The organism is Embleya sp. NPDC001921 (genome assembly GCF_053594475.1).
In genome coordinates, this window is sequence record NZ_JBSFEO010000091.1 from 1 (window position 1) to 20594 (window position 20594).

The 20594-nt window shown below is 72.0% G+C and carries 24 protein-coding genes; 12 read left to right on the forward strand and 12 right to left on the reverse strand.

Annotation, left to right across the window (positions count from 1 at the left end):
- Positions 1-672 precede the first annotated feature (672 nt).
- The 3 genes from ACWCPW_RS49800 (at position 673) to ACWCPW_RS49810 (ending at position 2204) form a co-directional block, all read left to right on the forward strand.
- Positions 673-1506, forward strand: a complete 834-nt coding sequence (locus tag ACWCPW_RS49800; protein WP_449768295.1) for a HipA family kinase — start codon at positions 673-675, stop codon at positions 1504-1506.
- Positions 1506-1898 (forward strand): DUF3037 domain-containing protein, encoded by a 393-nt coding sequence (locus ACWCPW_RS49805; protein ID WP_391585934.1) that lies wholly within the window; start codon positions 1506-1508, stop codon positions 1896-1898. Before ACWCPW_RS49800 ends, ACWCPW_RS49805 begins: the two co-directional genes overlap by 1 nt.
- A gap of 132 nt (positions 1899-2030) precedes the next feature.
- A complete protein-coding gene (locus ACWCPW_RS49810; protein WP_449768296.1) occupies positions 2031-2204 on the forward strand; it encodes a hypothetical protein in 174 nt (57 codons plus the stop codon).
- A gap of 60 nt (positions 2205-2264) precedes the next feature.
- Here ACWCPW_RS49810 and ACWCPW_RS49815 read toward each other — a convergent pair whose 3' ends face one another.
- From ACWCPW_RS49815 to ACWCPW_RS49825, 3 genes are all read right to left on the reverse strand, one after another.
- Positions 2265-3104, reverse strand: coding sequence for an N-acetylmuramoyl-L-alanine amidase (locus tag ACWCPW_RS49815; protein ID WP_449768297.1), 840 nt, complete (start codon positions 3102-3104; stop codon positions 2265-2267).
- A gap of 173 nt (positions 3105-3277) precedes the next feature.
- A complete protein-coding gene (locus ACWCPW_RS49820) occupies positions 3278-5716 on the reverse strand; it encodes an FtsX-like permease family protein (RefSeq protein WP_449768298.1) in 2439 nt (812 codons plus the stop codon).
- Positions 5713-6474, reverse strand: a complete 762-nt coding sequence (locus ACWCPW_RS49825) for an ABC transporter ATP-binding protein (RefSeq protein WP_449768316.1) — start codon at positions 6472-6474, stop codon at positions 5713-5715. The genes ACWCPW_RS49820 and ACWCPW_RS49825 overlap by 4 nt, the downstream gene beginning before the upstream one ends.
- A gap of 257 nt (positions 6475-6731) precedes the next feature.
- On the opposite strand from ACWCPW_RS49825, the gene ACWCPW_RS49830 reads away from it, so the two are divergent.
- The 4 genes from ACWCPW_RS49830 to ACWCPW_RS49845 all read left to right on the forward strand — a co-directional run bounded on the left by ACWCPW_RS49830 (position 6732) and on the right by ACWCPW_RS49845 (position 10787).
- Entirely contained in the window at positions 6732-7919 is a 1188-nt protein-coding gene (locus tag ACWCPW_RS49830; RefSeq protein ID WP_449768299.1) for a histidine kinase, read from the forward strand.
- On the forward strand, positions 7916-8548 hold the full coding sequence (locus tag ACWCPW_RS49835; protein ID WP_395865903.1) for a response regulator: 633 nt from the start codon (positions 7916-7918) through the stop codon (positions 8546-8548). The genes ACWCPW_RS49830 and ACWCPW_RS49835 overlap by 4 nt, the downstream gene beginning before the upstream one ends.
- 180 nt (positions 8549-8728) lie before the next feature.
- Positions 8729-9952, forward strand: a complete 1224-nt coding sequence (locus ACWCPW_RS49840; protein WP_449768300.1) for a beta-ketoacyl-[acyl-carrier-protein] synthase family protein — start codon at positions 8729-8731, stop codon at positions 9950-9952.
- Between the two features lie 337 nt (positions 9953-10289).
- Complete coding sequence (locus ACWCPW_RS49845; RefSeq protein ID WP_449768301.1) at positions 10290-10787, forward strand: hypothetical protein; 498 nt, start codon at positions 10290-10292, stop codon at positions 10785-10787.
- Between the two features lie 52 nt (positions 10788-10839).
- Here ACWCPW_RS49845 and ACWCPW_RS49850 read toward each other — a convergent pair whose 3' ends face one another.
- Positions 10840-11289, reverse strand: a complete 450-nt coding sequence (locus ACWCPW_RS49850; protein WP_449768302.1) for an RICIN domain-containing protein — start codon at positions 11287-11289, stop codon at positions 10840-10842.
- Between the two features lie 171 nt (positions 11290-11460).
- Positions 11461-11892, reverse strand: coding sequence for a DUF732 domain-containing protein (locus ACWCPW_RS49855; protein WP_449768303.1), 432 nt, complete (start codon positions 11890-11892; stop codon positions 11461-11463).
- Positions 11893-12585: 693 nt separating this feature from the next.
- Between ACWCPW_RS49855 and ACWCPW_RS49860 the strand changes: the two genes are divergently transcribed.
- Positions 12586-13206, forward strand: a complete 621-nt coding sequence (locus ACWCPW_RS49860; protein WP_449768304.1) for a GntR family transcriptional regulator — start codon at positions 12586-12588, stop codon at positions 13204-13206.
- Here ACWCPW_RS49860 and ACWCPW_RS49865 read toward each other — a convergent pair.
- The 3 genes from ACWCPW_RS49865 to ACWCPW_RS49875 form a co-directional block, all read right to left on the reverse strand.
- Complete coding sequence (locus ACWCPW_RS49865; protein ID WP_449768305.1) at positions 13203-13400, reverse strand: hypothetical protein; 198 nt, start codon at positions 13398-13400, stop codon at positions 13203-13205. The two genes, ACWCPW_RS49860 and ACWCPW_RS49865, sit on opposite strands and share 4 nt — an antisense overlap.
- Before the next feature lie 594 nt (positions 13401-13994).
- Positions 13995-15170: a helix-turn-helix domain-containing protein gene (locus tag ACWCPW_RS49870; protein WP_449768306.1), complete on the reverse strand. Its 1176-nt coding sequence runs from the start codon at positions 15168-15170 to the stop codon at positions 13995-13997.
- A 48-nt stretch (positions 15171-15218) separates the two neighbouring features.
- The gene (locus ACWCPW_RS49875) at positions 15219-15857 is read right to left on the reverse strand and encodes an HAD family hydrolase (protein ID WP_449768307.1); all 639 of its coding nucleotides are present in this window, start codon (positions 15855-15857) and stop codon (positions 15219-15221) included.
- A 242-nt stretch (positions 15858-16099) separates the two neighbouring features.
- Here ACWCPW_RS49875 and ACWCPW_RS49880 point away from each other — a divergent pair, with 242 nt between their 5' ends.
- The 4 genes from ACWCPW_RS49880 (at position 16100) to ACWCPW_RS49895 (ending at position 17907) form a co-directional block, all read left to right on the forward strand.
- Complete coding sequence (locus ACWCPW_RS49880) at positions 16100-16429, forward strand: DUF6247 family protein (RefSeq protein ID WP_449768308.1); 330 nt, start codon at positions 16100-16102, stop codon at positions 16427-16429.
- A complete protein-coding gene (locus ACWCPW_RS49885) occupies positions 16426-16659 on the forward strand; it encodes a hypothetical protein (RefSeq protein WP_449768309.1) in 234 nt (77 codons plus the stop codon). The genes ACWCPW_RS49880 and ACWCPW_RS49885 overlap by 4 nt, the downstream gene beginning before the upstream one ends.
- Before the next feature lie 63 nt (positions 16660-16722).
- Positions 16723-16977 (forward strand): hypothetical protein, encoded by a 255-nt coding sequence (locus tag ACWCPW_RS49890; protein WP_449768310.1) that lies wholly within the window; start codon positions 16723-16725, stop codon positions 16975-16977.
- Positions 16978-17703: 726 nt separating this feature from the next.
- Entirely contained in the window at positions 17704-17907 is a 204-nt protein-coding gene (locus ACWCPW_RS49895; protein ID WP_449768311.1) for a hypothetical protein, read from the forward strand.
- Between the two features lie 385 nt (positions 17908-18292).
- Here the strand turns inward: ACWCPW_RS49895 and ACWCPW_RS49900 are convergent, their stop codons facing one another.
- The 4 genes from ACWCPW_RS49900 to ACWCPW_RS49915 all read right to left on the reverse strand — a co-directional run.
- A complete protein-coding gene (locus ACWCPW_RS49900) occupies positions 18293-18697 on the reverse strand; it encodes a hypothetical protein (protein WP_449768312.1) in 405 nt (134 codons plus the stop codon).
- A complete protein-coding gene (locus tag ACWCPW_RS49905) occupies positions 18690-19124 on the reverse strand; it encodes a hypothetical protein (RefSeq protein ID WP_449768313.1) in 435 nt (144 codons plus the stop codon). Before ACWCPW_RS49905 ends, ACWCPW_RS49900 begins: the two co-directional genes overlap by 8 nt.
- Entirely contained in the window at positions 19121-19438 is a 318-nt protein-coding gene (locus ACWCPW_RS49910; protein WP_449768314.1) for a hypothetical protein, read from the reverse strand. Before ACWCPW_RS49910 ends, ACWCPW_RS49905 begins: the two co-directional genes overlap by 4 nt.
- A gap of 7 nt (positions 19439-19445) precedes the next feature.
- A partial coding sequence (locus ACWCPW_RS49915) for an N-acetylmuramoyl-L-alanine amidase (RefSeq protein WP_449768315.1) occupies positions 19446-20594 on the reverse strand: 1149 nt, incomplete at its 5' end.

Below are 20594 nucleotides of genomic sequence, written 5' to 3' on the forward strand. Positions count from 1 at the left end.
CGATCTTACCGGCATGGGACGTCCCGGATCGCGAGGCGCCGCCTTTTTTCTCTCCCCCGCTTCGCTCCTCCGAGAAAAAAGGCGGCGCCTCGCTCGTGACTTCGTGTCCCTCCGCTTCGCTCCGGGCCACGAAGTCAAAGGTCTGCGGCTCCGCCGCTCTCCACGCTTCGCGCGTCGATCGCTCGGGTGGGGGTGGGTCGGGGGCGCTGACGCGCCGGGGTGGGGCGCGGGGGCGCACGAGTGGCTTCCCGCTCCGAGGCCAGAGTCGACCAGGCGGTGTCGGTCGGCTGAGCGACCGGGACCCGCCGACCCGACCGATGGCCCGGTCCGCCAGAGCTGCCTCGGGCCCACGCCACGACCGGCGCGGTCACGTCCCGATACGCCCCGGCGCGTCAGCGCCCCCGACCTGCGCCCGCCCGAGCGATCGACGCGCGAAGCGCGGAGAGCGGCGGAGCCGCGGGTTCGGGCTTTGTGGCCCGGAGCGAAGCGGAGGGACACGAAGCCCCGAGCGAGGGGCCGCTTTTTCTTGGAGGAGCTTGCGGGGGAAAGAAAAAGTGGTGCCTCGCGAGCCGGCGACGAAGTCGCCCAACAAAGGGTGCCTCGCGAGCCGGCGACGAAGCCGCCCGACAGGGCCCGTGTTTTTTGCCGGGCGGCGCGTGGCATTGTTCGGGAATGCTTCCCCTGGTCCATGCCATTCGTTACGTCACGCCGATGCGTGAGGGCGGCTCGCTGCCCGGCCTCGTCGAGGCCGACGATCTGGGCACCTATGTCGTGAAGTTCCGTAGCGCCGGACAGGGCGTCAAGGTGCTGGTCGCCGAGGTCGTGGTGGGCGAGCTCGCCCGGCGGCTCGGGCTGCCGGTGCCGGCCCTGGTGCGGGTCGAGGTGGACCCGGTGATCGTGCGCGGCGAGCCGGACCAGGAGGTCCAGGAGCTGGTCCAGGCGAGTGCCGGGCTGAACCTGGGGATGGACTTCCTGCCGGGCTCGGCCGACTTCACCCCGGCCACCTGGGAGCCGGACGCCGAGCTGGCCGCGCGTGTGTTGTGGCTGGACGCGCTGACCTCGAACGTGGACCGTTCCTGGCGCAATCCGAACCTGCTCGTGTGGCACGGCCGGTTGTGGCTGATCGACCACGGCGCCGCGTTGTGGTTCCACCACGCGTGGCAGGCCGCCAAGGCCGCCGCGACGCGTCCGTTCGACGCCGCCGACCACGTGTTGGCCGCCCTCGGCGGTCCGGGCCTGGTCAAGGTGGACGCCGAACTGGCCCCTCGGATCACCCGCGAGCTGCTCACCGAGGTGTTGGCCCTGGTCCCGGACGAGTGGCTGGATCCCGGTGACGCCGAGCGCGCGCTGGGCCTGGACAGCCCCGACGCGCTGCGTGAGGCGTACATCGCGCACCTGCTCGCCCGGGCCGCCGGGCCGCGCGCGTGGCTGCCGGAGATCGCGCCGGACGTGATCGCGCGACAGGGCGCGGCGCAGTCGTCGAACCGCCCGGATTGGCTCAAGTGATGACGATGATCGCGCAGCGGGAGTTCTTCGAGTACTCGATCATCCGCCTGGTGCCGCGCGTGGAGCGCGGGGAGTGCCTGAACGTCGGGGTCGCGCTGTACAGCCAGGCGTTCGGCTTCCTGGGCGCGCGCACCCATGTGGAGCAGTCCAGGTTGTGCGCCCTGGACCCGGACGCCGACGTGACCCAGGCGCGCGCGGTGCTCGCCGCGTGGGAGCTGGTCTGCGCGGGCAGTGAGGCGGCCGGCGCGCCGGGGGCCGAGCCGGTGGGTCGGCGGTTCCGCTGGCTGACCGCCCCGCGCAGCACGATCGTCCAGCCGGGTCCGGTACACGGCGGCCTGACCGCGAATCCGGCGGCGGACCTGGACCGGCTCTTCGACCTGCTGGTGTTGTAGTGCGGCCGGCCGCCGCGCGCCGATCCGACGCGACGCGCGGTTGCCGGCGGCCGTTCTCTGTCCGTGCCGTGACCTGCTGCGCTACGGTGCCAAGCACCGGTTCGTTCCCGGGCTCCGAGGGTGGAGGCGACGATGATCCGTACGTACGGTCCACAAAGTCGGGGCATGGTGGTCTGCACACTCGTGCTGCTGACCATCCTGGGTTTGTACAGCGCGCTCTACGACGCGGTCGCCTGGATGTGGCTGGTCTGGTCACTGATGGCGATCGTCACCGGCCTGCTGGTGGCCACCGATCGGGACGGGTGAGGCCCGGATCCGGACACCCGGGCGCCGGGTGCCCCGCGGCACCCGTGCCCGGCGGGTACCTCAGGCGACCGTGAAGCCGTATTTCGCCCCCAGCCGCGTCAGTGATCGCCGCCCCGGGATCCCGTCCGCGTCCGACCCGTTGTAGCCGAGCCGGCGCTGCCACTCCGCGTAGGCCCGCAGGGTCGCCGTCCCGTAGTGCCCGTCGGCCAGGTTCCGCGCGAGCAGCCCCTCCGCGACCAGGGCGTTCTCGACCATCCGGGTGCCCACGTAGGTGACCGGGGTGCCCTCGCGGCTCGGGTCGGACCGCGCGGCGGCGACCAGTTCGGCCAGGTCGACGGCCGGTCGCGGGGCGGGGATGTCGGGGACGGGGGTTCCGCCCGTGCCGGCCACGATGCCGGGGAAGACCCGGTCGTGGAACTGCCGCACACGCGCGTCACCGGGGCACGCGGTGCCGCTGATCGACCACTTGGCGAACAGCCGGTGATACCCGTAGCCCGGGTCGTCCCAGGCGCGGCAGATCCGCAGCGGCAGGTCGTGCCGCTCGTGCAGCCACACGCCCAGCCGGATCAGGCTGTCGATCTGGGCGTCGGTCCAGGGGTCGGTGTGTTCCAGATTCGACGCGGTCTCCACGCTGACCGCGCCGGTGCCGTCGGATCGGCGGTTCGCCGACGCGTTGGCGTCCGCGCGGGTCTCGGTGCCGATGTACTGCCACAGGCCGCCGTCGTAGGCGCAGCCGAAGTGGGATTCGAGGTTGGTGGAGTCGCGCCAGTACTCGTACATGCGCTGTCCCGACCACGGCGCGGCGATCGAGTGCAGGATGAACTGGGTTGGACGGATGGCGGGTTGCGCGTCGGATTCCGGCTGCAGCTCGCGCTTGGCGGCTCCGGGGTACCAGGCCATGGCGGTCTCCCTAAGTCGAGGTCGGGGGACGAAGTCGCGAATGCCCATGGTCACGACGGTTCGCCGGATTTTCCGTGATCTTCGGCAAACTCGGGCCAACCGCACCGAAGTCGGTGATAATGCCCCCCGGCAACGCGCCGAACGTCACCGCGACGGCTCGGCCCGGCCCACCCTCACGGCGCCACCCCGCGCATCGCCCGTCGGGCCGGCAGCACACTCGCCGCGAGCGCGATCGCCAGGCAGGTCACGATCGCGCAGGTCACCGGCGCCCACGGCACCACCAGGCGCACCGGCGTACCCAGCGCGCCCGCCAGTCCCGCCCGGATCCCGAGCAGCGACGGCACCGCGACCAGGCCGCCGAGCAGCACGCCCAGCACGACCACGAACGTGGTCTCGCCGGCGACCACCCACAACACCTGGCGGCGGGTCGCCCCGGACAGCCGCAGGACCCGGAAGTCGGCGACCCGGCCGGCGCCGGCCATGAGCAGCGTGTTGCCGACGGCCAAGGCGGTGTAGCCGGCGGTCGTCGCCACCAGCAGCAGGGTGAACACGTCGATCAGTCGGTCCTCTTCGGCGTCGGCCCGCCGCGCGTACGCGGCGACGCCGATCTCCCGGACGCCCAGCGCGGTCGCCGCACGGTCGCCGCGTACGATCGCCGGCCCGTCGGTGCGGTGGACCACCTCGGTCAGCGCGTCCGGGTCGTGCGCGCGCAGCGTGCCCCGGGCGAGGAGTACGCCGTGCGAATCCGCGCGGTCGTCGAGCACCGCGACGATCCGCAATACCCGCGTACGCCCGTCTGCGAAGGTGAACTCCGCTTCCTGAGACGGAGGTTGGCCCAATGCCGCCAGCGTCGAGGCGGTCACCGCGACGGTGTCGGGGCCGACCAGGTCGGCGAGTGTGCCCCGGACGAGGCCGAACCGGTCGTGGGTGCGGACGAAGGCGTCCGGGTCGATGCCGGCCGCGTCGACGGCGAGCCGGGCCGGCCCCGCGTACACGGTGCTCGCGAGCAGTGCGCTGCCGGGCACATCGGCCACCGCGGCGTCGGACAGACCCGGCGTTCCGCTCGCGACCACCGCGCCGCTCGCCCGGGTCGTCGCGCTCGCGTGGTCGGCGAACGCCTCGGCGCCGGTACGGGTGTTGCCGGTGATCAGCACCACGAAGGCGATCGTGGCCAGCACCGGCGCGACGGTGGAGGCGGTGCGGCCCACGGCGGCGCAGGCGCTCTCCCGCACCAGCAGTGCGCCCGCGCCCCCTCGGCGGGCGAACGGGCGGGTGAGCGCGCGGGCCAGTGGAGCCACGAACACGGGGGCGAGCAGGGTCGCGCCGCTGATCGAGGCGACCGCGGTGGCCAGGGCCCAGGTGATCATCTCGGTCGGCGCCGCGAACGCGCTCGCGAGCGCGCACCCGCCGCCCAGGGCCACGCTCGCGACGCCCGCGATCCGGCGGACCCCGCCGATCGGCCGTTCGTCCACGACCGCCTCGCGCAGCGCCTCCAGCGGATCGATCCGCGCGGCCCGCCGGGACGCGGACCACACGGCGACCAGCGCCGTGCCCACTCCCACCACGAACGCCGCGGCCGGGATCCAGGCCCGGACCCGGATCGTGAACCCGGCTGGTTCGAAGCCGGTGTCCACCAGCACACCGGTCGCGGCGGGTGCGCCGAGCACGCCGATCAGCACGCCGGCGGCCGAACCGAGCGCGCCGAGCAGGAGCGCTTCGGCGTACAGCGCGCGTCGCACCTGTCCGGGGTCGGCGCCGACGACCCGCAGCAGGGCGAGTTCGCGGCGCCGCGTGTTCACGCCGAAGGCGAACGTGCCCGCGACCACCAGGATCGTGACGAAGCCCGCGAGCCCGGCCATCGTGAGGATCACCTGGGCGCCGATCCACGACGTGCGGCGGGCCGAGGCCGGCGCCAGGTCGCGCCGGTCCGCACCGGTGAGCACGCGCGCGTCGGTGGGTGCCAGGGCCCGCGCCGCGGCGGCCACCGCCCGCGGGTCCGCGCCGTCGGTCAGGTGCACGCCCAGCACCCGCACACCGGGGGCCAGCGCCCGGGCCCGCTCGTCGGTGACGTAGTAGCCGGTCCCGCGCACCGTGCCGCTGACGGTGTACGCGGCGGGCCCGCTCGCGGTCAGCACCGTGATCGACTCGCCCGGGCGCGGCCCCAGTTCGGCGTCCACGGCGATCTCGTCGGCGCGGCGCGGGGCGTGTCCGGCGACCAGCGGAGCCGGTGCGAGCGTCGTGCTCGACCACCCCCGGCCCATGCGCTCGTCCCGGTCCCGCCCGCCCACCGGTCGGCCGCCCGACACGGCCTGCGCGTAGAAGGGTCGGTCCGCGACCACCTCCCGCACTCCCGGGATCGCGGCCAGTTCGCGCACGAGTTGCCCGCTGCGCTCGGGTGACCAGGGCACCGGTTCGGCGAACTCGCCGTCGCGGTCCGCGCCGTGCGCGCTGTGCAGGAGCACCGGTGTGCCGGCGTAGCGCGCGGGCACGGGTGTGCCGCCGGTGAGTTGGATCAGCGCGCTCGCGGTGAGGATCGCGGTGCCCAGGACCAGTGCGAGCAGCGAGCCCAGGAGCGCGGTGCCGCGTTCGCGCAGTGTCGCCAGGGTGTTCACGCCCGCACCTCCGCCGCGGCCGCGCGGGCGGCGATCGTCTCCGGGTCGGTGCGGTGCGCGAGTTCGTCGACCACACGACCGTCGGCGAGGAGCACCACCCGGTCCGCCCAGGACGCTGCGGCCGGGTCGTGGGTGACCATGACCACGCTGTGGCCGTGTTCGTCGACCAGCGAGCGCAGCAGGCCCAGCACGGTGCGCGACGCGGTGCTGTCCAGCGCCCCGGTGGGTTCGTCGGCGAACAGGACGGCGGGCCTGGTGATCAGGGCGCGGGCGATCGCCACGCGCTGTTGTTGACCGCCGGAGAGTCGGTCGGGCCGGTGTCGGGCCCGATCGGCCAGCCCCACGGCGGCCAGTGCGCCGGCCACCGCGTCCGGGTCGGCCCGGCGTCCGGCCAGTCGCAGCGGGAGCGCGACGTTCTGCTCCGCGGTGAGCGCGGAGACCAGGTTCAGCGCCTGGAAGACGAAGCCGATGTGCTCGCGGCGCAGGTGGGCCAGCGCGCGCTCGTCCAGGTCGCGGGTGATCGTGCCGGCGATGGTGACCAGGCCGGAGGTGGGCCGGTCCAGGCCCGAGGCGCAGTGCAGCAGGGTGGACTTGCCGGAGCCGGAGGCACCCATCACGGCGGTCATCGTGCCCGCGGCGACGTCCAGGTCGATCCCGTCGAGCGCGGTGACCGGGTGGCCGCCGGTGTGGAACACCCGGGTGACGTCGCGAAGCCGCACCACGACGGCGTCCGCGCGCGCCGCGGACGGGCGTTCGATGGAAGGGCGGTCGGCGGACGGGCGGTCGGCGGACGGGCGGTCGGCGGGATCGGGGCGATCACCCGACACCGCGCCGGCCGGGTGTGCGGCGGGCTGTGCGGCGGGGTCTGCGAAGTGGCGCGGCACGGCGCCGGGTCGGTTCGTCACGACGTCGAGTCAAGGCGCCGGGTGGGGGTCGGCGCATTGGTGCCGGCACTGGTTCGAACACTCCACCTGGCACTACCGACAGCGGCCCGGGCGCCGGCTACGGTCGAGCGGTGATTCCTCGCAATGTGTTGGAGGCGCTGACCGCGCGCCCGGTGGGTTTCCTGTCCTCGGCCTGGCCGTGGCGTTCGATCGGGTACCTGCTGGCGGGCGGGGTGCCCGGGGTCGCGGGCGGCGTCGCGGCGGGTGGGATCGCCGCGTCCTGGGACCGGGTCGGGCCGGTCGCGGCGGTGGTCTGCGCGGGTCTGGTGCTCACGGTGCTGGTCGCGCTGGCGGGGCCGTTCGAACGGCGCCGGTTGCGCCTGGTGGCGCCGGACGCGCGGCCGGCCCGGTCCTCGTTGCGGGAGCCGGCCGGGTGGCGCGAGCTGGGGTGGGGGGCGGTGTCGGTGCTCACCCTGGGCTGGGTGGATCTGGCGGTGTTGTTCGTCGCGGTGGGGATTCCCGGTGTGCTGCTCAGCGCGCCGTGGCAACCCTCCGCGACGCCCTGGGCGTCGGTGGGCGGGGTGCTCGCGGGGCTGGTGCTGCTGCCGGTCGCGGCGTATCCGATCGCGGCGTGGGCGGGGGCGCGCTCGGCGGTCGCGATCGCGGTACTGGGCTCGCGGGACGCCGAGTTGACCGAGGTACGCCGCTCCCGGGCCCGCCTGGTGGACGCGTTCGAGGCCGAGCAGCGGCGGATCGAGCGGGACCTGCACGACGGCGCGCAGCAGCGCCTGGTGGCGTTGACGATGAAGCTCGGGCTGGCCGCGTTGGACCTGCCGCCCGACTCGCGGGCGGCCCGGGAGGTGGCCGAGGCGCACACCATGGCCCGCGAGGCGCTGGCGGAGTTGCGCGAGTTGATCCGGGGAGTGCATCCGCAGGTGCTGACCGAGCGCGGGTTGCCCGCCGCGATTCGCGATGTGGCGGGGCGGTCGCCGATGCCGGTGGACACCGACGTACAGGTGTCTCGGCTGCCCGCCTCGGTGGAGGTGGCCGCGTACTTCGCGGTGTGCGAGGCGCTCGCGAACGCGGCCCGGCACAGCGGCGCCGAGCGCTGCCGGGTGGACGGGCGGATCCAGGACCAGGTGCTGGTCCTGGAGGTCGCGGACGACGGGCGCGGCGGTGCGGACCCGGCCGCGGGTTCGGGCCTGACGGGGCTGGCCGACCGGGTCGCGGCGGTGGATGGTCGGATGTTGTTGTCGAGTCCGATCGGCGGGCCGACCCTGGTGCGAGTGGAGATACCGTGCGGCGTTTGCGAGTGGTGATCGCGGAGGACGCGGTGTTGCTGCGCGAGGGCCTGGTGGGCCTGTTGGAGCGGTTCGGGCACGAGGTGCCGGCGGCGGTGGGCGATGGCCCCTCGCTGGTGGCGGCGGTGCGCGCGCACGCCCCGGACGTGGTGATCGCCGATGTCCGGATGCCCCCGGACTTCACCGACGAGGGCCTGCGGGCGATCCGCGAGCTCCAGCGGGTGCGGCCGGACCTGGCGGTGCTGGTGCTGAGCCAATATGTCGAACAAACGTTCGCCGACGAGCTCCTGGACGCTCGCGACGGGGTGGGTACGGGCTATCTGCTCAAGGATCGCATCGGCGATGTGACCGAATTCATGGCCGCCCTGGAGCGGGTCGCCGACGGCGGGATGGTGGTCGATCCCGAGGTGATCCGCCAACTGTTGGCCCGGCGGCGCGATCCGCTCGCCAAGGTGACGCCGCGCGAGCGCGAGGTGCTGGCGCTGATGGCCGAAGGGCGCTCCAACGCGGCGGTGGCCCGGGCCCTGGTGGTCAGCGAGGCGGCGGTGTCCAAGCACATCGCGAGCATCCTGACCAAGCTGAATCTGCCGCCGGCGGCCGACGATCATCGGCGGGTATTGGCTGTTCTGGCGTATTTGCGGGGCTGAGCCGGTTACCGGTCGGTTGTCGGGTCTCCACAAGTAATAGGACGTCCTCTTTATCGGTGTCGATACCCCCGGACCGGCCTTTCCCTGACAGCGTTGCGGATCAAGTGACCCGCACGCGAGCGCGAGCGGGTCACCCGTGTCGTGTTTCCACAATGCTTCGACAGAGCTGGGGTGCGTTCTATGACGCTCGGCAAGACCGATGTGGTGGTCACCGGGATGGGTGCGACCACGCCTTTGGGCGGGGACGTGCCGTCCACGTGGGCGGCCCTCCTCGCGGGCGAGTCGGGAATCGACACCCTGGCCGATCCGTGGGCGGCCGACCTGCCGGTGCGGATCGCCGGACGGATGCGGGTCTGCCCCGAGACGGTGCTCGACCGGGTCCGCGCCCGGCGCCTGGACCGATGTCAGCAGGCCGCGCTCGTGGCGGCACGCGAGGCGTGGGCGGACGCGGGCGCGCCGACGGTCGAGCCGGAACGGTTCGCCGTGGTGGTGGGCACCGGCATGGGCGGTGCGATGACGATGCTCGCGCAGCACGACGTGCTGGCCGCGTCCGGCGTGCGCCGGGTGTCCCCGCACACCGTGCCGATGTTGATGCCCAACGGGCCGGCCGCGCAGGTCAGCATGGAGTTGGGTGCCCGGGCGGGCGCGTACACCCCGGTCAGCGCGTGCGCGTCGGGCTCGGAGGCGATCGCGTACGGCCTGGACCTGATCCGGCTCGGTCGCGCCGACGTGGTGGTCGCCGGCGGCGCCGAGGCGACGATAGGCGCGCTGCCGATCGCGGGCTTCGCGCAGGCCCGAGCGCTGTCCACCTACGAGGGCGACCCCACCGCCGCGTCGCGTCCGTTCGACGCCGGGCGGAACGGGTTCGTGATGAGCGAGGGCGCCGCGCTGGTGGTCCTGGAGCGGGCCGACTTCGCGGCGGCACGCGGCGCGTTCGTGCACGCGTACCTGGCCGGCGCGGGGGTCACCTCGGACGCCAACCACATCACCGCCGGGTACGGGCCGGGCCAGGTCCGGGCGTTGCGGATGGCGATGGCCGAGGCGGGCGTCACCGGCGCGGACGTGGACCACATCCAGGCGCACGCCACCTCGACGCCGGGCGGCGACGCGCTGGAGGCCGCCTCGATCACCGAGGCGATCGGTACGCACGCGGCGGTCACCGCGATCAAGTCGATGCTCGGCCACCTGTGCGGCGGGGCCGGCGCGATCGCCGCGGTCGCCGCGGTGGCGTCGCTGCGCGACGGGGTCGTCCCGGCCACCATCAACCTCGACTCCCAGGATCCCGACATCGACCTCGACGTGGTCGCCAAGGAACCCCGGGTGGGTCCCCTGAACGTGGCCGTCGCCAACGCCTTCGGCTTCGGCGGCCACAACGCGGCCCTGGTCTTCACCTCGGCCAACTAGGCCCCCGCACCGCCGCACCGACCCCGGCCCCCACCCGCCTCGCGGGCGGACCGGGGTCGTCGCGTGTTCGGGCCCCGGGCGGGGTCCGCCCCGGCGGTCCCGGCGTCGCCGCCAACCCTTCGGTGCGGACACGCGGCGGGCGGAAAACCGGGTGCGTCGAAGGGCGCTCCTGCACCAGGGTGGAGGGGTCACAGCCGTCCCGGATCAGCGGGCGGAGGTGCCCGAAGGCCATAGGGGAGAGGGGTTCCGGCAAGCCGACAGGTTTTTGCCGAGCACCTCGCGCGCACCTGGTGAATCAGGAACGTCTCTGGCCTCATTCGTTTCTAGGCTGAAGGACATGAAGACCACGGGGAACAGCAGCAACGCAGCCGGCGGCAGGGCCGGGAAGTCCGGTTCGATCGCCGCGTTCGCGCGGTTCGTGGTCTTCGGCGGCGGCACCGGGATCGCCTCCTCGGGCGCGCTGGTCGTGCTCTCCGACACGATGCCGATCGCGGTCGCCAACGCGTTCGTGACCGTGGTCTCCACGGTGGCCGCCACCGAGCTGCACAGCCGGTTCACCTTCGGCGGCGGGCGCGCCGGACTGCGCGCGCACGGGCAGTCGGCGCTCAGCGCGCTGGTCGCCTACCTGTTCACCACCGCCGCGGTGCTCGGGCTGCACGCGGCGGCCCCGGGCGCGGGCGTCCTGGTCGAGCAGGGCGTCTACCTGGGCGCGTCCGGCCTGGCCGGGATCGGCCGGTTCGTGGTGCTGCGGCTGTTCGTCTTCGCCCGCCCCGGCGCCCGCCCGCGGACGACCGCCCCGGCGCTCGCGCGCACCCACGTGGTGGCCGCCGCGTAGCCGCGGCGACGCCGGGGCGGCGCGCGGCGGTACGGGGCGGCCGGCCGCGCGCTCAGCGTGCTTCGAGCGCCCACCACTGCGAGGGGCGGTCGGTGTCCTCCCACTGGCGCACGTTGCCACCGGGCTCGGTGCTGTCGTCGGCCACCTCGAGGAGCAGCCCGCTGACGTAGTTGATCAGCGTGACCCGCCCCGGCGCGTCCGCGTGCTGCTCCAGGATCCACTCCTGCGCGCCGAAGTTGTTCGCCCGCCAAAGCTGCACGTTGGCCCCGTTCTCCTCGGAGGCACCGGTCACGTCCAGCCGCTTCCCGCTGACCACGTGCTCCAGGTGGTACACCGCGCCGCCCGGATGTACGGCGGTGATCCGCCAGTGCTGCGCGGTGGAGCCGTCCTCGGCGCCCTGCCACACGTTGGCCCCGCTGTTCGTACGCCCGCCCTCGACCTCGAGGACCAGCCCACTGCGCACGTTGCGCACCACGTACACACCCTCGTCAACGCCGCCCACGTCGCTCCCCTGGCCACGGTCCATCGATCTTGAACCAGTCAGCTTCGCACGCCGCTCCCACACTCCGTGCGCCGGCCGCCGGGCCTGCCGCGTTCGTGCCATCCGAGTGGGTGACCGCGTCGCGGACACCGCTCCGGCCGCCGTCCCGGTGGCGTCCCGCCGCCTGTGCCCCTACTTGCGGGCTCCCGCCGGGCAGTACACCGTCATCGCCGCGTTCGTGATGGCGGCGCCCTCCTCCCGGGTGAAGGTGACGCCCATGATGCGGCCCGCGATCTCGTCGCGCTCCTTGCCCATCGCGACCCACCCGCAGGCCACATTGGCCATGCTCAGCAATACGTTCAAGTCGGCCTTGGCGCCCACCAGTTGCGGTGCCGCCCGGCCCAGTTCGGCGATGAAGCGGGCATCGCTGGGCGATCGACTGTCGCCGGCCGAGGCGGAGCCGGCCCCCGATCCGGCGGCCGGTGTCGCCGGGTCGCCATCCTCCTTGCCCCGCACCAGGGTCGACACGAACACGGCGGCGCCGATCACCAGGACGATGGCGACGCATGCCCCGATGACACGGTTGCCGATACGTCGACGCGGCTGCGACGACTGACTGCTCACGAGACCCCCCACGGTCGGATGCGGCGGAGGCTATGCCCCCGGACCACCCGCTCGGGCCTCGTTCACCGAGTCGTGATCTTCTCCCGTGTCCACGTCCCGCCCCGGAAACCGCGAAGGCGCCGTCCGCTGCTCCCGTAGCGGACGGCGCCTGTCACGTTCGGCCGGGTCGCGGGTCCTCGACCGGCGCTCCTGCCGAGATCCGGTGGGCTACTTGCCCGTGTAGTGCACCTGGAGTTCCTTGATGCCGTTGATCCACGGTCGACCCATTCTGACCTGCGGCTATGGTGGATCGAGGCGAGAGAGGGTGGAAGTTCGCGGACTTTCTTGGAAGTTCGTGGTGAATCGTGGATCTGCGTGGTCTCGTTTTCCTGATCTCGTGCCCCAGTCGTGCCCCAGACAGCCCCACGGCCGAACCCTGCACCTGGGGGTAGCAGAGGCTCGGCCGTGGGTGATCAACATGCAATCCGGTGATCCGATGAAATGGAAGGTCCATCCTCCGCTTTCCCTCAAACGGGTTACGGTCCCACTCCTGGGCCCACCGGAGGCGAGGTCGGACGCAGCTTCACGAACGGGGATCTCGGCCCCGCTCCGCACCCGACCCCGCCGCTCAACACCGACCGCAACTGGGCGGTCGGGAGATCATGAATACCCCTTGGACGTCCAAGAATCCACCACCCGGCGAAGATTCGCGACGTGCCCGCCGCAGAGGACGACCACCAGCGCGTCGCGGCTCACCTGCGGAATCTGATCGAACGTGGGGTCCTCGGGCCCGGAGAGCGCTTCCCTACACGCAGCGAAATCCGGGCGTTGTACGGCGTCGGCGACGGCGCCGCCCGCGAGGCCATGCGGGTCCTCCGTATGGAGGGACTCATCGAGGGATCCCAGCGCCAGCGGCTCACCGTGGCGCATCCTCCAGCGGTGAGGACCCTGACGGACCCGGCCGCGCCCTGGCCCCACGGCATCGGCGAACGCCAACTCTCCCGTGTCGTGCCACCGGCCATCGTGCGGACGCTACTCGGCCTCACCGACAAGGCCCGAGTCCAGCGCGAGCGCACAGAGTTGCTCGACCCCGACGGCCGGACGAGCCACCTCCTCGTCAGGTACACGGGCCGCCTTCGCCCAGTGCCCGACGTCCACACGATCGGCGGCGTGTCCGGACGTGCTGCCGCCGCCGGCGAGGCCAGCATGCTCGGGGTCACCATCGGGGCGATGCTCCTGGTCGTGAGGGTGGTTCGGTACTCCCGCAGCGGACGGGTGGCTGCGGTCGAGGAGTTGCTGCTGCCGGCGGATCGGTGGGAGGTAGGGCTTGCCTAAGTGCGCCGCTGGATCTCGTCGCGCGGTGCGGACCACCTGAGGCCGCCCAGGTGCCCGGGCGCAACCGCCGAGAAAACCCACACCTCGGCCGCCCCCGGGTCTTCGGTCTCCAGCAGGCCGTCGGGGTGGCGCGTACCCCCGGGCGGCGGGACATGCTCGACGGGGTCGCCCATGCGAAGCGGTCGTTCAGCCACGGTGTCCTCGTCCTCCTGAGTGTGTGGTGGTGCCTCGCCCGGCCGGCGCGCTGGGCGCGATCTCCTCCGGCCGGGCGAGGTGTGGTGGGGCCCGGCGAACGGAAGGGCGGGCGACAGTGGGCCGGCCCCGCTACCGCGCCGGTGGCAGCAGGACCGGAGTCGAGGGCCCGGCGGTCTACCAGCCGCCGGGCCAGGCCGTCCGCCGGGCGAAGGGCGAACAGCCGGGGGTGCCGCCGCGGATCGATCGCGGGCGGCGTCGGGCGGGGCTCAGCCGCCCGAGTTCGAGATCCGGCCGACCGGTCGAGGTGGGACCCGGTACAGCAGGAAGGTGCGGATCTCGTGCTGGAGGGCGACGAGTTCGTCATTCGTCATGTCCATCACCCTGCCGTCCGAGAGCGCGGCTCGGATCGGACGGTGCCGATCGCCGGACGGGCCGACGTGAACGGTCACGGACTCGGACATGGTGCCCCCAGCGCATGATCAGCAATGGATGACGACACCCGCCGAGCCGGAAAGCCCGGCAGGTCTGCACGCCATCCATGCTGACCTGCGGGGAAGCCCCTAAGTGACACAACGTGTGTCACCCTGTGGCACTCAGATCGCGTGTGCCCATTCCGCATAGCCGAGCAGCGTGTCCGTCGACGACCGCTGCAGCCTCACCAGCGTGGCCAGGACATCCCGCACCTGCGGGTGCTCGCGAACATGTTGCGGAGCGATCTTGCGTGCGATCTGCAACGAGCCGAACGCGTCCTCGCGCCGGCCGCGCCAGAGTTGGGCCTGGGCAAGATCGATGTAGAAGTGCGACCGACGCTCGGCAGGGAGATCCTTGCCCGGCTTCCACTCGCTCGCCAGACCCAGCACAGCCTCGCCGTCGCCCAACTCGATCGCAGCCGACGTCTTGTGCACCCGAAGCGACGACGGACCCACGGCCGTGCCGCAATAGATGCCCTCCGGGATCGGCGCCACCAGGGCCTGGGCCTCCGCCATGTGCGCCCGGGCCACGTCCGGCTGGCGCATGCGCGCCGCGACGACGGACGCCCGCATGTGCAGCGCCACCCGCGCCGCCCGCACCGGGATGCTCCGCGGCGGCGGCGCCGCATCGAGAGCACGCTCCAGCGCCCGGAGCCCAAGCGCGAGGTTGCCGGACACGAAGAACAACTCCGTGCGAACGTAGGCCGCGGCGGCAGTCTGCACGTCGTCGTCGGCGCGGGCAGACGCCCACCGCACCAACTCGACCAGGCGGCCGGACAAGTCGAAGTGGCCGTGCTTGTACGCCACCGCATCCGCCGCCCGGTACGCGGCAGCCAGCAGACCCGCCGCCTCGCTCCGCCCCGGCTCCGGCAGCACGCACACGGCCCTCGCCAACTCGGTCAGCAAGTCGGGCAGCGTCTGCGCGAGGAGGATGTACTGCGACGCGAGACGCCGCTCGACGGCAGTGTCCACGGCCTGCCGCAGCTCGGGCAGCGACCGGACCGGCCCGTCCTCCGGTATGTCGTAGGCGTCGATGGCCGCACGCATCGCGGGCAGGGCGGCGTGCACCCGGCTGTCCGTCATCCCGCCGATCCCGAGCAGGCGATTGACGTCGATACCGAGCGCGTCGGCCAGGGCCGAGAGTACGTCGTCCGACGGCTGCCGCGAGCCCTGCTCGATCTTGCGGAGCATGCTCAGCGATAGTCCCGCGACGTTGGCGAGTTCGAGCTGTGTCATCCGGCAGGCGCCGCGGGCGGACGCGACCCGGGCGCCCAGGCCCGTGCGCGAAGGGGTGGCCATACACGCACGGTACCCGCGCCCGCGCAATCGGGATGACGATTCGCGCAGCTACCGCCCGATCAGACCCACGAGTTCGGACAGCGAATCGACCGTCCAGTCCGCCCGGTTCACCTCGGCATCGTCCGCCCACAGGTAGCCCCAGGGGCCACGACGCACCAGCGCGGTCCGCAACCCGGCCGCCCGAGCCGGGACATGGTCGTTCGCCGGGTGGTCGCCGACGTACAGGATCTCGTCCGGGTCGCCCGGCGCCCACTCGATCACGCGGGCGAAGAACGCCGGATCGGGCTTGGCGATGCCCCACTCCTCGGAGACCGCCAGGTCGTCCACCGGCAGCTTCAGGCCGCGCAGCAGTTCGCCGGCCCGACGCGTCTGGTTGCCGGCCACGCCGACCCACACGCCGGCGTCGCGCAGCGCGGACAAGGCCGGTCGCACGTCCGGGTACAAGTCCGATTCGTCGAGCATCTCGCCGACCCCGGCAGCCTCGCTCGCGGCGCGCTCCGCCTCGAGGTCTAGCCCCGGGCGGATGAGCCGCAGGGCCTCGGCGTTGTCCATGCCGAGCGCGGTCACCGCCCCCACCAGTGCGGACATGGTGTGCGGTGGGACGTCCAGCCAGTTCGCCCAGCGCCCCCAGAACCGGACATCGCTGGTGAGGGTCTCGCCGACGTCGAAAACGACACTCTTGATCATGCGGGCCAGGCTATGAGGGAGGTCGCGCCGAGGATATCCAAGGCGTGCACATGCCTCCTCGGGTTTCGGCCGTAGCATTCGAGCACCCTGCGGCTGCCGGGCCAGGCCGGAACCGGGCAACCGGATCCCCCACCCACCACGGTGGCGGCGGCCCCCGGAGCCGCAGGGCGCACACCGGGTCGCGTAACCCGCGCGAGTGCGCCGGCTACCGATCACGGGCGGCGCGATGCCACGCTGGGCGCATGGACGAGCAGACCACCGACCCCCGCCGGCCCCAGCACACCATCGGCTTCGGCGGAACCCACCACGCCACCCCGGCCGAGATCCGCGCCGAACTCCCCGACGACCTCCGCATCGAGTTCGAAGAGGAATACCAGGCCGCCCTCGCCGCAGCCAACGCAAACGGCGACCTCCAGCCCCTCGCCGACATGCTCGGCCCCTGGCAATCCGAGGTCCGCATGCGCCGCAGCCCGGACTGGCCCGAGACCGAGGAGACCATCCGGCGCATCAACGCGGGCCTGCCCGTCGACACCGTCCCGGCCGACCGCACACAGTGGGGAGACCACCCGTGAGCTACAGCGTCGAGTCCACCTACACCGTCCAGCGCTGGCTCAAGGGGCAGCCGGCCCACGTGAACAGCGCCTACGACGACATGACCCGGCGCCTTGCTTCCGACCCCTGGCGAGTCGGCTCACCGACCAGGTCGAGCAATATGCGCGAGTACGCCTTCTGCGTGGAGGGCACCGCGACGTTCATCATCGAGGACCGGTGCGTCACCGTCACCATCGTCCAGATCAGCTGAGCCACCCGGACGCCGGCCGCGCCCACGAGCCCGGTGTCGGACCCGGCAGGTAGCGTCGGACGGATGCACGACTCGCACGACACCACGCTCGACGCCGCCCAAGCACGCTGGGACGCGGCCGACGCCGCGGTCAAAGCCCACGCCCGGACCGGCCGGCGGAACGATGAGCCGGCACCCGAGGACGAGGGCGAGCGGGCCGCGTGGGACGCCGAGCACGCCGCCTGGGTCGAGGAGTGGGAGCGGGTCCAGGCCGAGGCGCGGGCGGCTGTTGTCGCGCTGTACCGGGCACGGCAGGCCGTCGATCATGGAGCGTCATGAGGGCGGCTGCACCGAGCGAACCGGCCGCAGACAGCAGTGCGGCAAGCATGTCCCACATGGAACCTCCCAGGTCAGGCCGTGTGGCCGGAGGCAACCAGCGTGACCCGGGAAGCAGGTGTGACCGATACACCCGCGCGGGGCTGTGGATAACCGGCGGGGTGTGGCTAACATTGGCTCAGCCTCGACGCACGAAAGCCCCCGTCGCCGTTCGGCAACGAGGGCTTTTCGCATATCTAGTGCTCGACTCGTCCCTGGGACACAACACCTAGGGGTACAGTCGTTGACCAACGTAGCGTGTACTCTACGTGATGATCGGAAAAACGCGACCCGGCGGTGCTCCAACACCCCGGGTCAGGACCAGAGGAGACACCCTCTTGGACAGGTACCACTGTAACGCGAATCTGCGCGTACGGACCGCCGACGGGCGTGATGATCTTCACGTAGCCGGTCGCCCTTGATCAGCCCCACCCCGTCACGGGTGGAACGGCTCCCCGCACGCAACACAATGCGGAGTCCCTGCGTACCCCGAGACGGTCCCGTTCGCGCGCAGGCAAACCGCGCCGTGCTCCGGCACCCGCGGGTGATTCGAGCGCAACTCGAACCACTGCCCTCCACACGCGCACACCGCCGGCGGATCCCCAGCGGGCTGGGACGTGGCCCTCCGACCAGCCAGGTCGATGACTGTCACGTAACCCCCAATGAAGATCAGCCGGAAGGTGGAACCACATGCGTAAGCATGAACCTCTGGGGCCTGCGGGCACCTGGAAGACCGGTCAGCGCGTCCCGGAGACGGGCCACTACGCGGACCAGTACGGACTCGTCCAGCACTTCGAGATCGCCACGACGTTCCCGCCGTGCATGAACCTGGACGACGAGAGCGAATGCGCATACCGCATCCCGCTCACCGATGAGGCGGAAGCCACCGCCTGAAACACGCAGATGGCTGCAACCATCTGATGCAACACCCTTGAGGGGGTGAGGGACCATGTCCCTTGCCCCCTCTCCCATGTCGCCGACCAGGCTCATGCACTGAGGTTTAACCGTTGCCCGGAAGCCGACATCCCCAACCGCAGGAACGTTCAGGAACCGCCGTGCTCACGGGTTCGCAATACTTGCACATGGTTCGCGCGAGAGTCACTAGAGGGTCGATACGTCACTCGATAGCGGCAGCGGATAGCGGCAATAGACCGAATACCGCGATAGACGGACGATACACAGACGCTTTGACCCCGCGATAGACGACGTATCCGGGCGGGAGGCGAGCCCCGGACGCAAGGAAACCCCCGCCGCCGCCCGAAGGCGACAGCGGGGCCGATCACACTCCAGTTCGGTGGTACTCCTCCACGAGAGGATCCGGCGGCTCCGGGTCGATCCCCGCCCGGCGCATCTGCGCACACCACCGGTCCGCGGACCGCGAGAACGCCCGCACCAAGGCCTCCAGCCGAGACTGGCGCGCCTCCATCCGCTCGTTCTTCGCTTCCATCCGCTCGTTCTTCATCTGCATCTGCGCGACCTTGTCCTGCATGTCGTCCCGTATCTCCCGAAACGACTCCAGGTCCGCCTTGCGCTGCTCGGGCTCAGCCGCCGCATGAGCCGCCGCGCGAGTCGCCTCCGCCGTAGCCGCGGCGGCCGCACGCGTAGCCCTCGCCGTGAACAGCCCCGCAACGATCACACCTATCACGCCGGACGCGCCGACCAGCGGACCCCAAATATCACTCACGACCACTCCCAGGGTCTCGCCGTCTCGGCGGCACCGAATACTCCGGCACGCTCGACGCCCACAGCACGACGCCGATGTGCCCCAGATACCAGCCCGCCACCCAACCCCCGCGCGCGTACTCGCCGGACATCGACGCCCACAGATAGGCGAACGCCCAGATCCCGAGCGGGATCATCGCCGCCCCGTACCCGACCGCGTCGCGCCCGACCCGCAACCACGCCGACGCGAACGCCGCCGCCCCGCCCAGGATCCACAGCCACGCCCAGCAGTGCAGCGGGAGCGCGTCCGTCAGCAGGGCGAGGCCCGCGGGTGTGGGCGGCAGGACGATGAAGCCGACGCCCCAGAACACCTGGGCCGCCCCGTAGATCGCGAGGAACGCGCCGCGGCGGCCCAGACGCTGCCGCGCACGAGCCGCCGCGAGCCTCACCGAACGCCCACCTTCTGCGCGGCCCCGCTCGCGCCCGTCGGTTTCCACAAGCCAAAGTGGACGGCGACCGCCACGATGAACGTCGCCGCCCACGTGATCAGGGCGGTGGACCACCGGAACGAATCACCCGAGTCGAGCATCTCCGACACGAAGCCGCTGACCGCCGACAGGAAGGCGAGCGCGACCGCCTTCGTCGATGCACTCGTCGTGACCTTCGTGGCCAGACCCACCAGGATCGGCAAGATCACGCCGACCAGCAGCGACCAGAGCTGCACACGTACCGGGTCGCCCGTCTCGGCGACCGCCAGGACCATCTGCATGTCAGGACTCCGTCCGCTTGTGGTCCTCGTCCGCGACCGCCTTGGCGATCGCCGACAGGAGGGTCTTGTCGGCCGCGATCGCCGCAGCCACAGCCGCTGCGTCGACCTGGACCGGGACCGGCGTGGACTGGGCGGCGCGGACCTCGGCGATCGCGTCCATCACCTGCCGCTTGAAGATGTAGATCTCCCGGTCGACCTCGAATCCGGTCGGCGTGTACGGCTGGCCGTTCAACTCGAACGTCGCCTCGGGGTATGGGTCTTGGCGCAGCCGCTTCACGACCGCGTTCACGACGTCATCGACGCTGGCCATATCGAACTCATCTCCTTGCACAGGGGTACTGGGGATCGGCCCGCCCGCGAGGCCACGCTGAATACCGGGCAAGATCAGAGAGTCGAACTGCCGCACGCGCGCGTCACCCGGGCATGCGGTGCCGCCGGTCGACCACTGCGGATACAGCCGGTGGTAGCCGATCCCCGGCGCATCCCACGACGACGGCTTGCGGGCGGGGATGCCGTGGGTCTGGCACAGCCACACACCCAGGCGGATGATCATCGCGACCTGCGCATCCGTCCACGGATCCGTGTGCTGCAGATTCGACGCCGACTCCAGACTGATCGCGCGGACGTTCGCCTGGGCGCTGGCGTCGGCGCGGGTCTGCGTCCCGATGTACTGGCCGAGCGAACCGTCGAAGCCCAGCCCGAAGTGGCTGTCCAGGTTGGTCGAGTCCCGCCAGTACTCAAAGATCCGCTGAACCGTCCACGGCGCCGCGATCGAGTGCAGGATGAACTGCGTCGGCTTGATCGCCGCCTGTGAGTTGGACTCCGGCAGTAGCTCCATCTTCTTGGCGAACGGGCACCAAGCCATATCTCCTCCAGGGTCGAACCACGCGCCGTAGTCCGGCTGGTGGGCGTCGTCGATGTCGATCTCGTAGGCCCCGAGGCGAGTGGTCGGGATCCGCTGCCACAGGTGAATGTCGGGCACCCGGTAGTCGGCCGACCAGGCGCCCGTCTGCCAGAACCAGCGGGCCGCACCCGAGGACATCGCCCACTCGATCGCGCGCCGGCCGCCGTAGATGCCCACGTTCGCCGTGTCGAAGACGCTCGCGATGCCGGAGAAGTAGGCGGCCACCGCCGGGAGATCCGCCGGCCC

Bases quoted from the DNA above. Each gene is read 5' to 3' on its own strand.
- ACWCPW_RS49880 (WP_449768308.1), top strand. From the start codon at position 16,100: ATGGACGAGCAGACCACCGACCCCCGCCGGCCCCAGCACACCATCGGC.
- ACWCPW_RS49805 (WP_391585934.1), top strand. From the start codon at position 1,506: ATGACGATGATCGCGCAGCGGGAGTTCTTCGAGTACTCGATCATCCGC.
- ACWCPW_RS49815 (WP_449768297.1), bottom strand. From the start codon at position 3,104: ATGGCCTGGTACCCCGGAGCCGCCAAGCGCGAGCTGCAGCCGGAATCC.
- ACWCPW_RS49910 (WP_449768314.1), bottom strand. From the start codon at position 19,438: ATGGTCCTGGCGGTCGCCGAGACGGGCGACCCGGTACGTGTGCAGCTC.
- ACWCPW_RS49870 (WP_449768306.1), bottom strand. From the start codon at position 15,170: ATGGCCACCCCTTCGCGCACGGGCCTGGGCGCCCGGGTCGCGTCCGCC.
- ACWCPW_RS49875 (WP_449768307.1), bottom strand. From the start codon at position 15,857: ATGATCAAGAGTGTCGTTTTCGACGTCGGCGAGACCCTCACCAGCGAT.
- ACWCPW_RS49810 (WP_449768296.1), top strand. From the start codon at position 2,031: ATGATCCGTACGTACGGTCCACAAAGTCGGGGCATGGTGGTCTGCACA.
- ACWCPW_RS49840 (WP_449768300.1), top strand. From the start codon at position 8,729: ATGACGCTCGGCAAGACCGATGTGGTGGTCACCGGGATGGGTGCGACC.
- ACWCPW_RS49800 (WP_449768295.1), top strand. From the start codon at position 673: ATGCTTCCCCTGGTCCATGCCATTCGTTACGTCACGCCGATGCGTGAG.
- ACWCPW_RS49895 (WP_449768311.1), top strand. From the start codon at position 17,704: ATGCGTAAGCATGAACCTCTGGGGCCTGCGGGCACCTGGAAGACCGGT.
- ACWCPW_RS49845 (WP_449768301.1), top strand. From the start codon at position 10,290: ATGAAGACCACGGGGAACAGCAGCAACGCAGCCGGCGGCAGGGCCGGG.
- ACWCPW_RS49890 (WP_449768310.1), top strand. From the start codon at position 16,723: ATGCACGACTCGCACGACACCACGCTCGACGCCGCCCAAGCACGCTGG.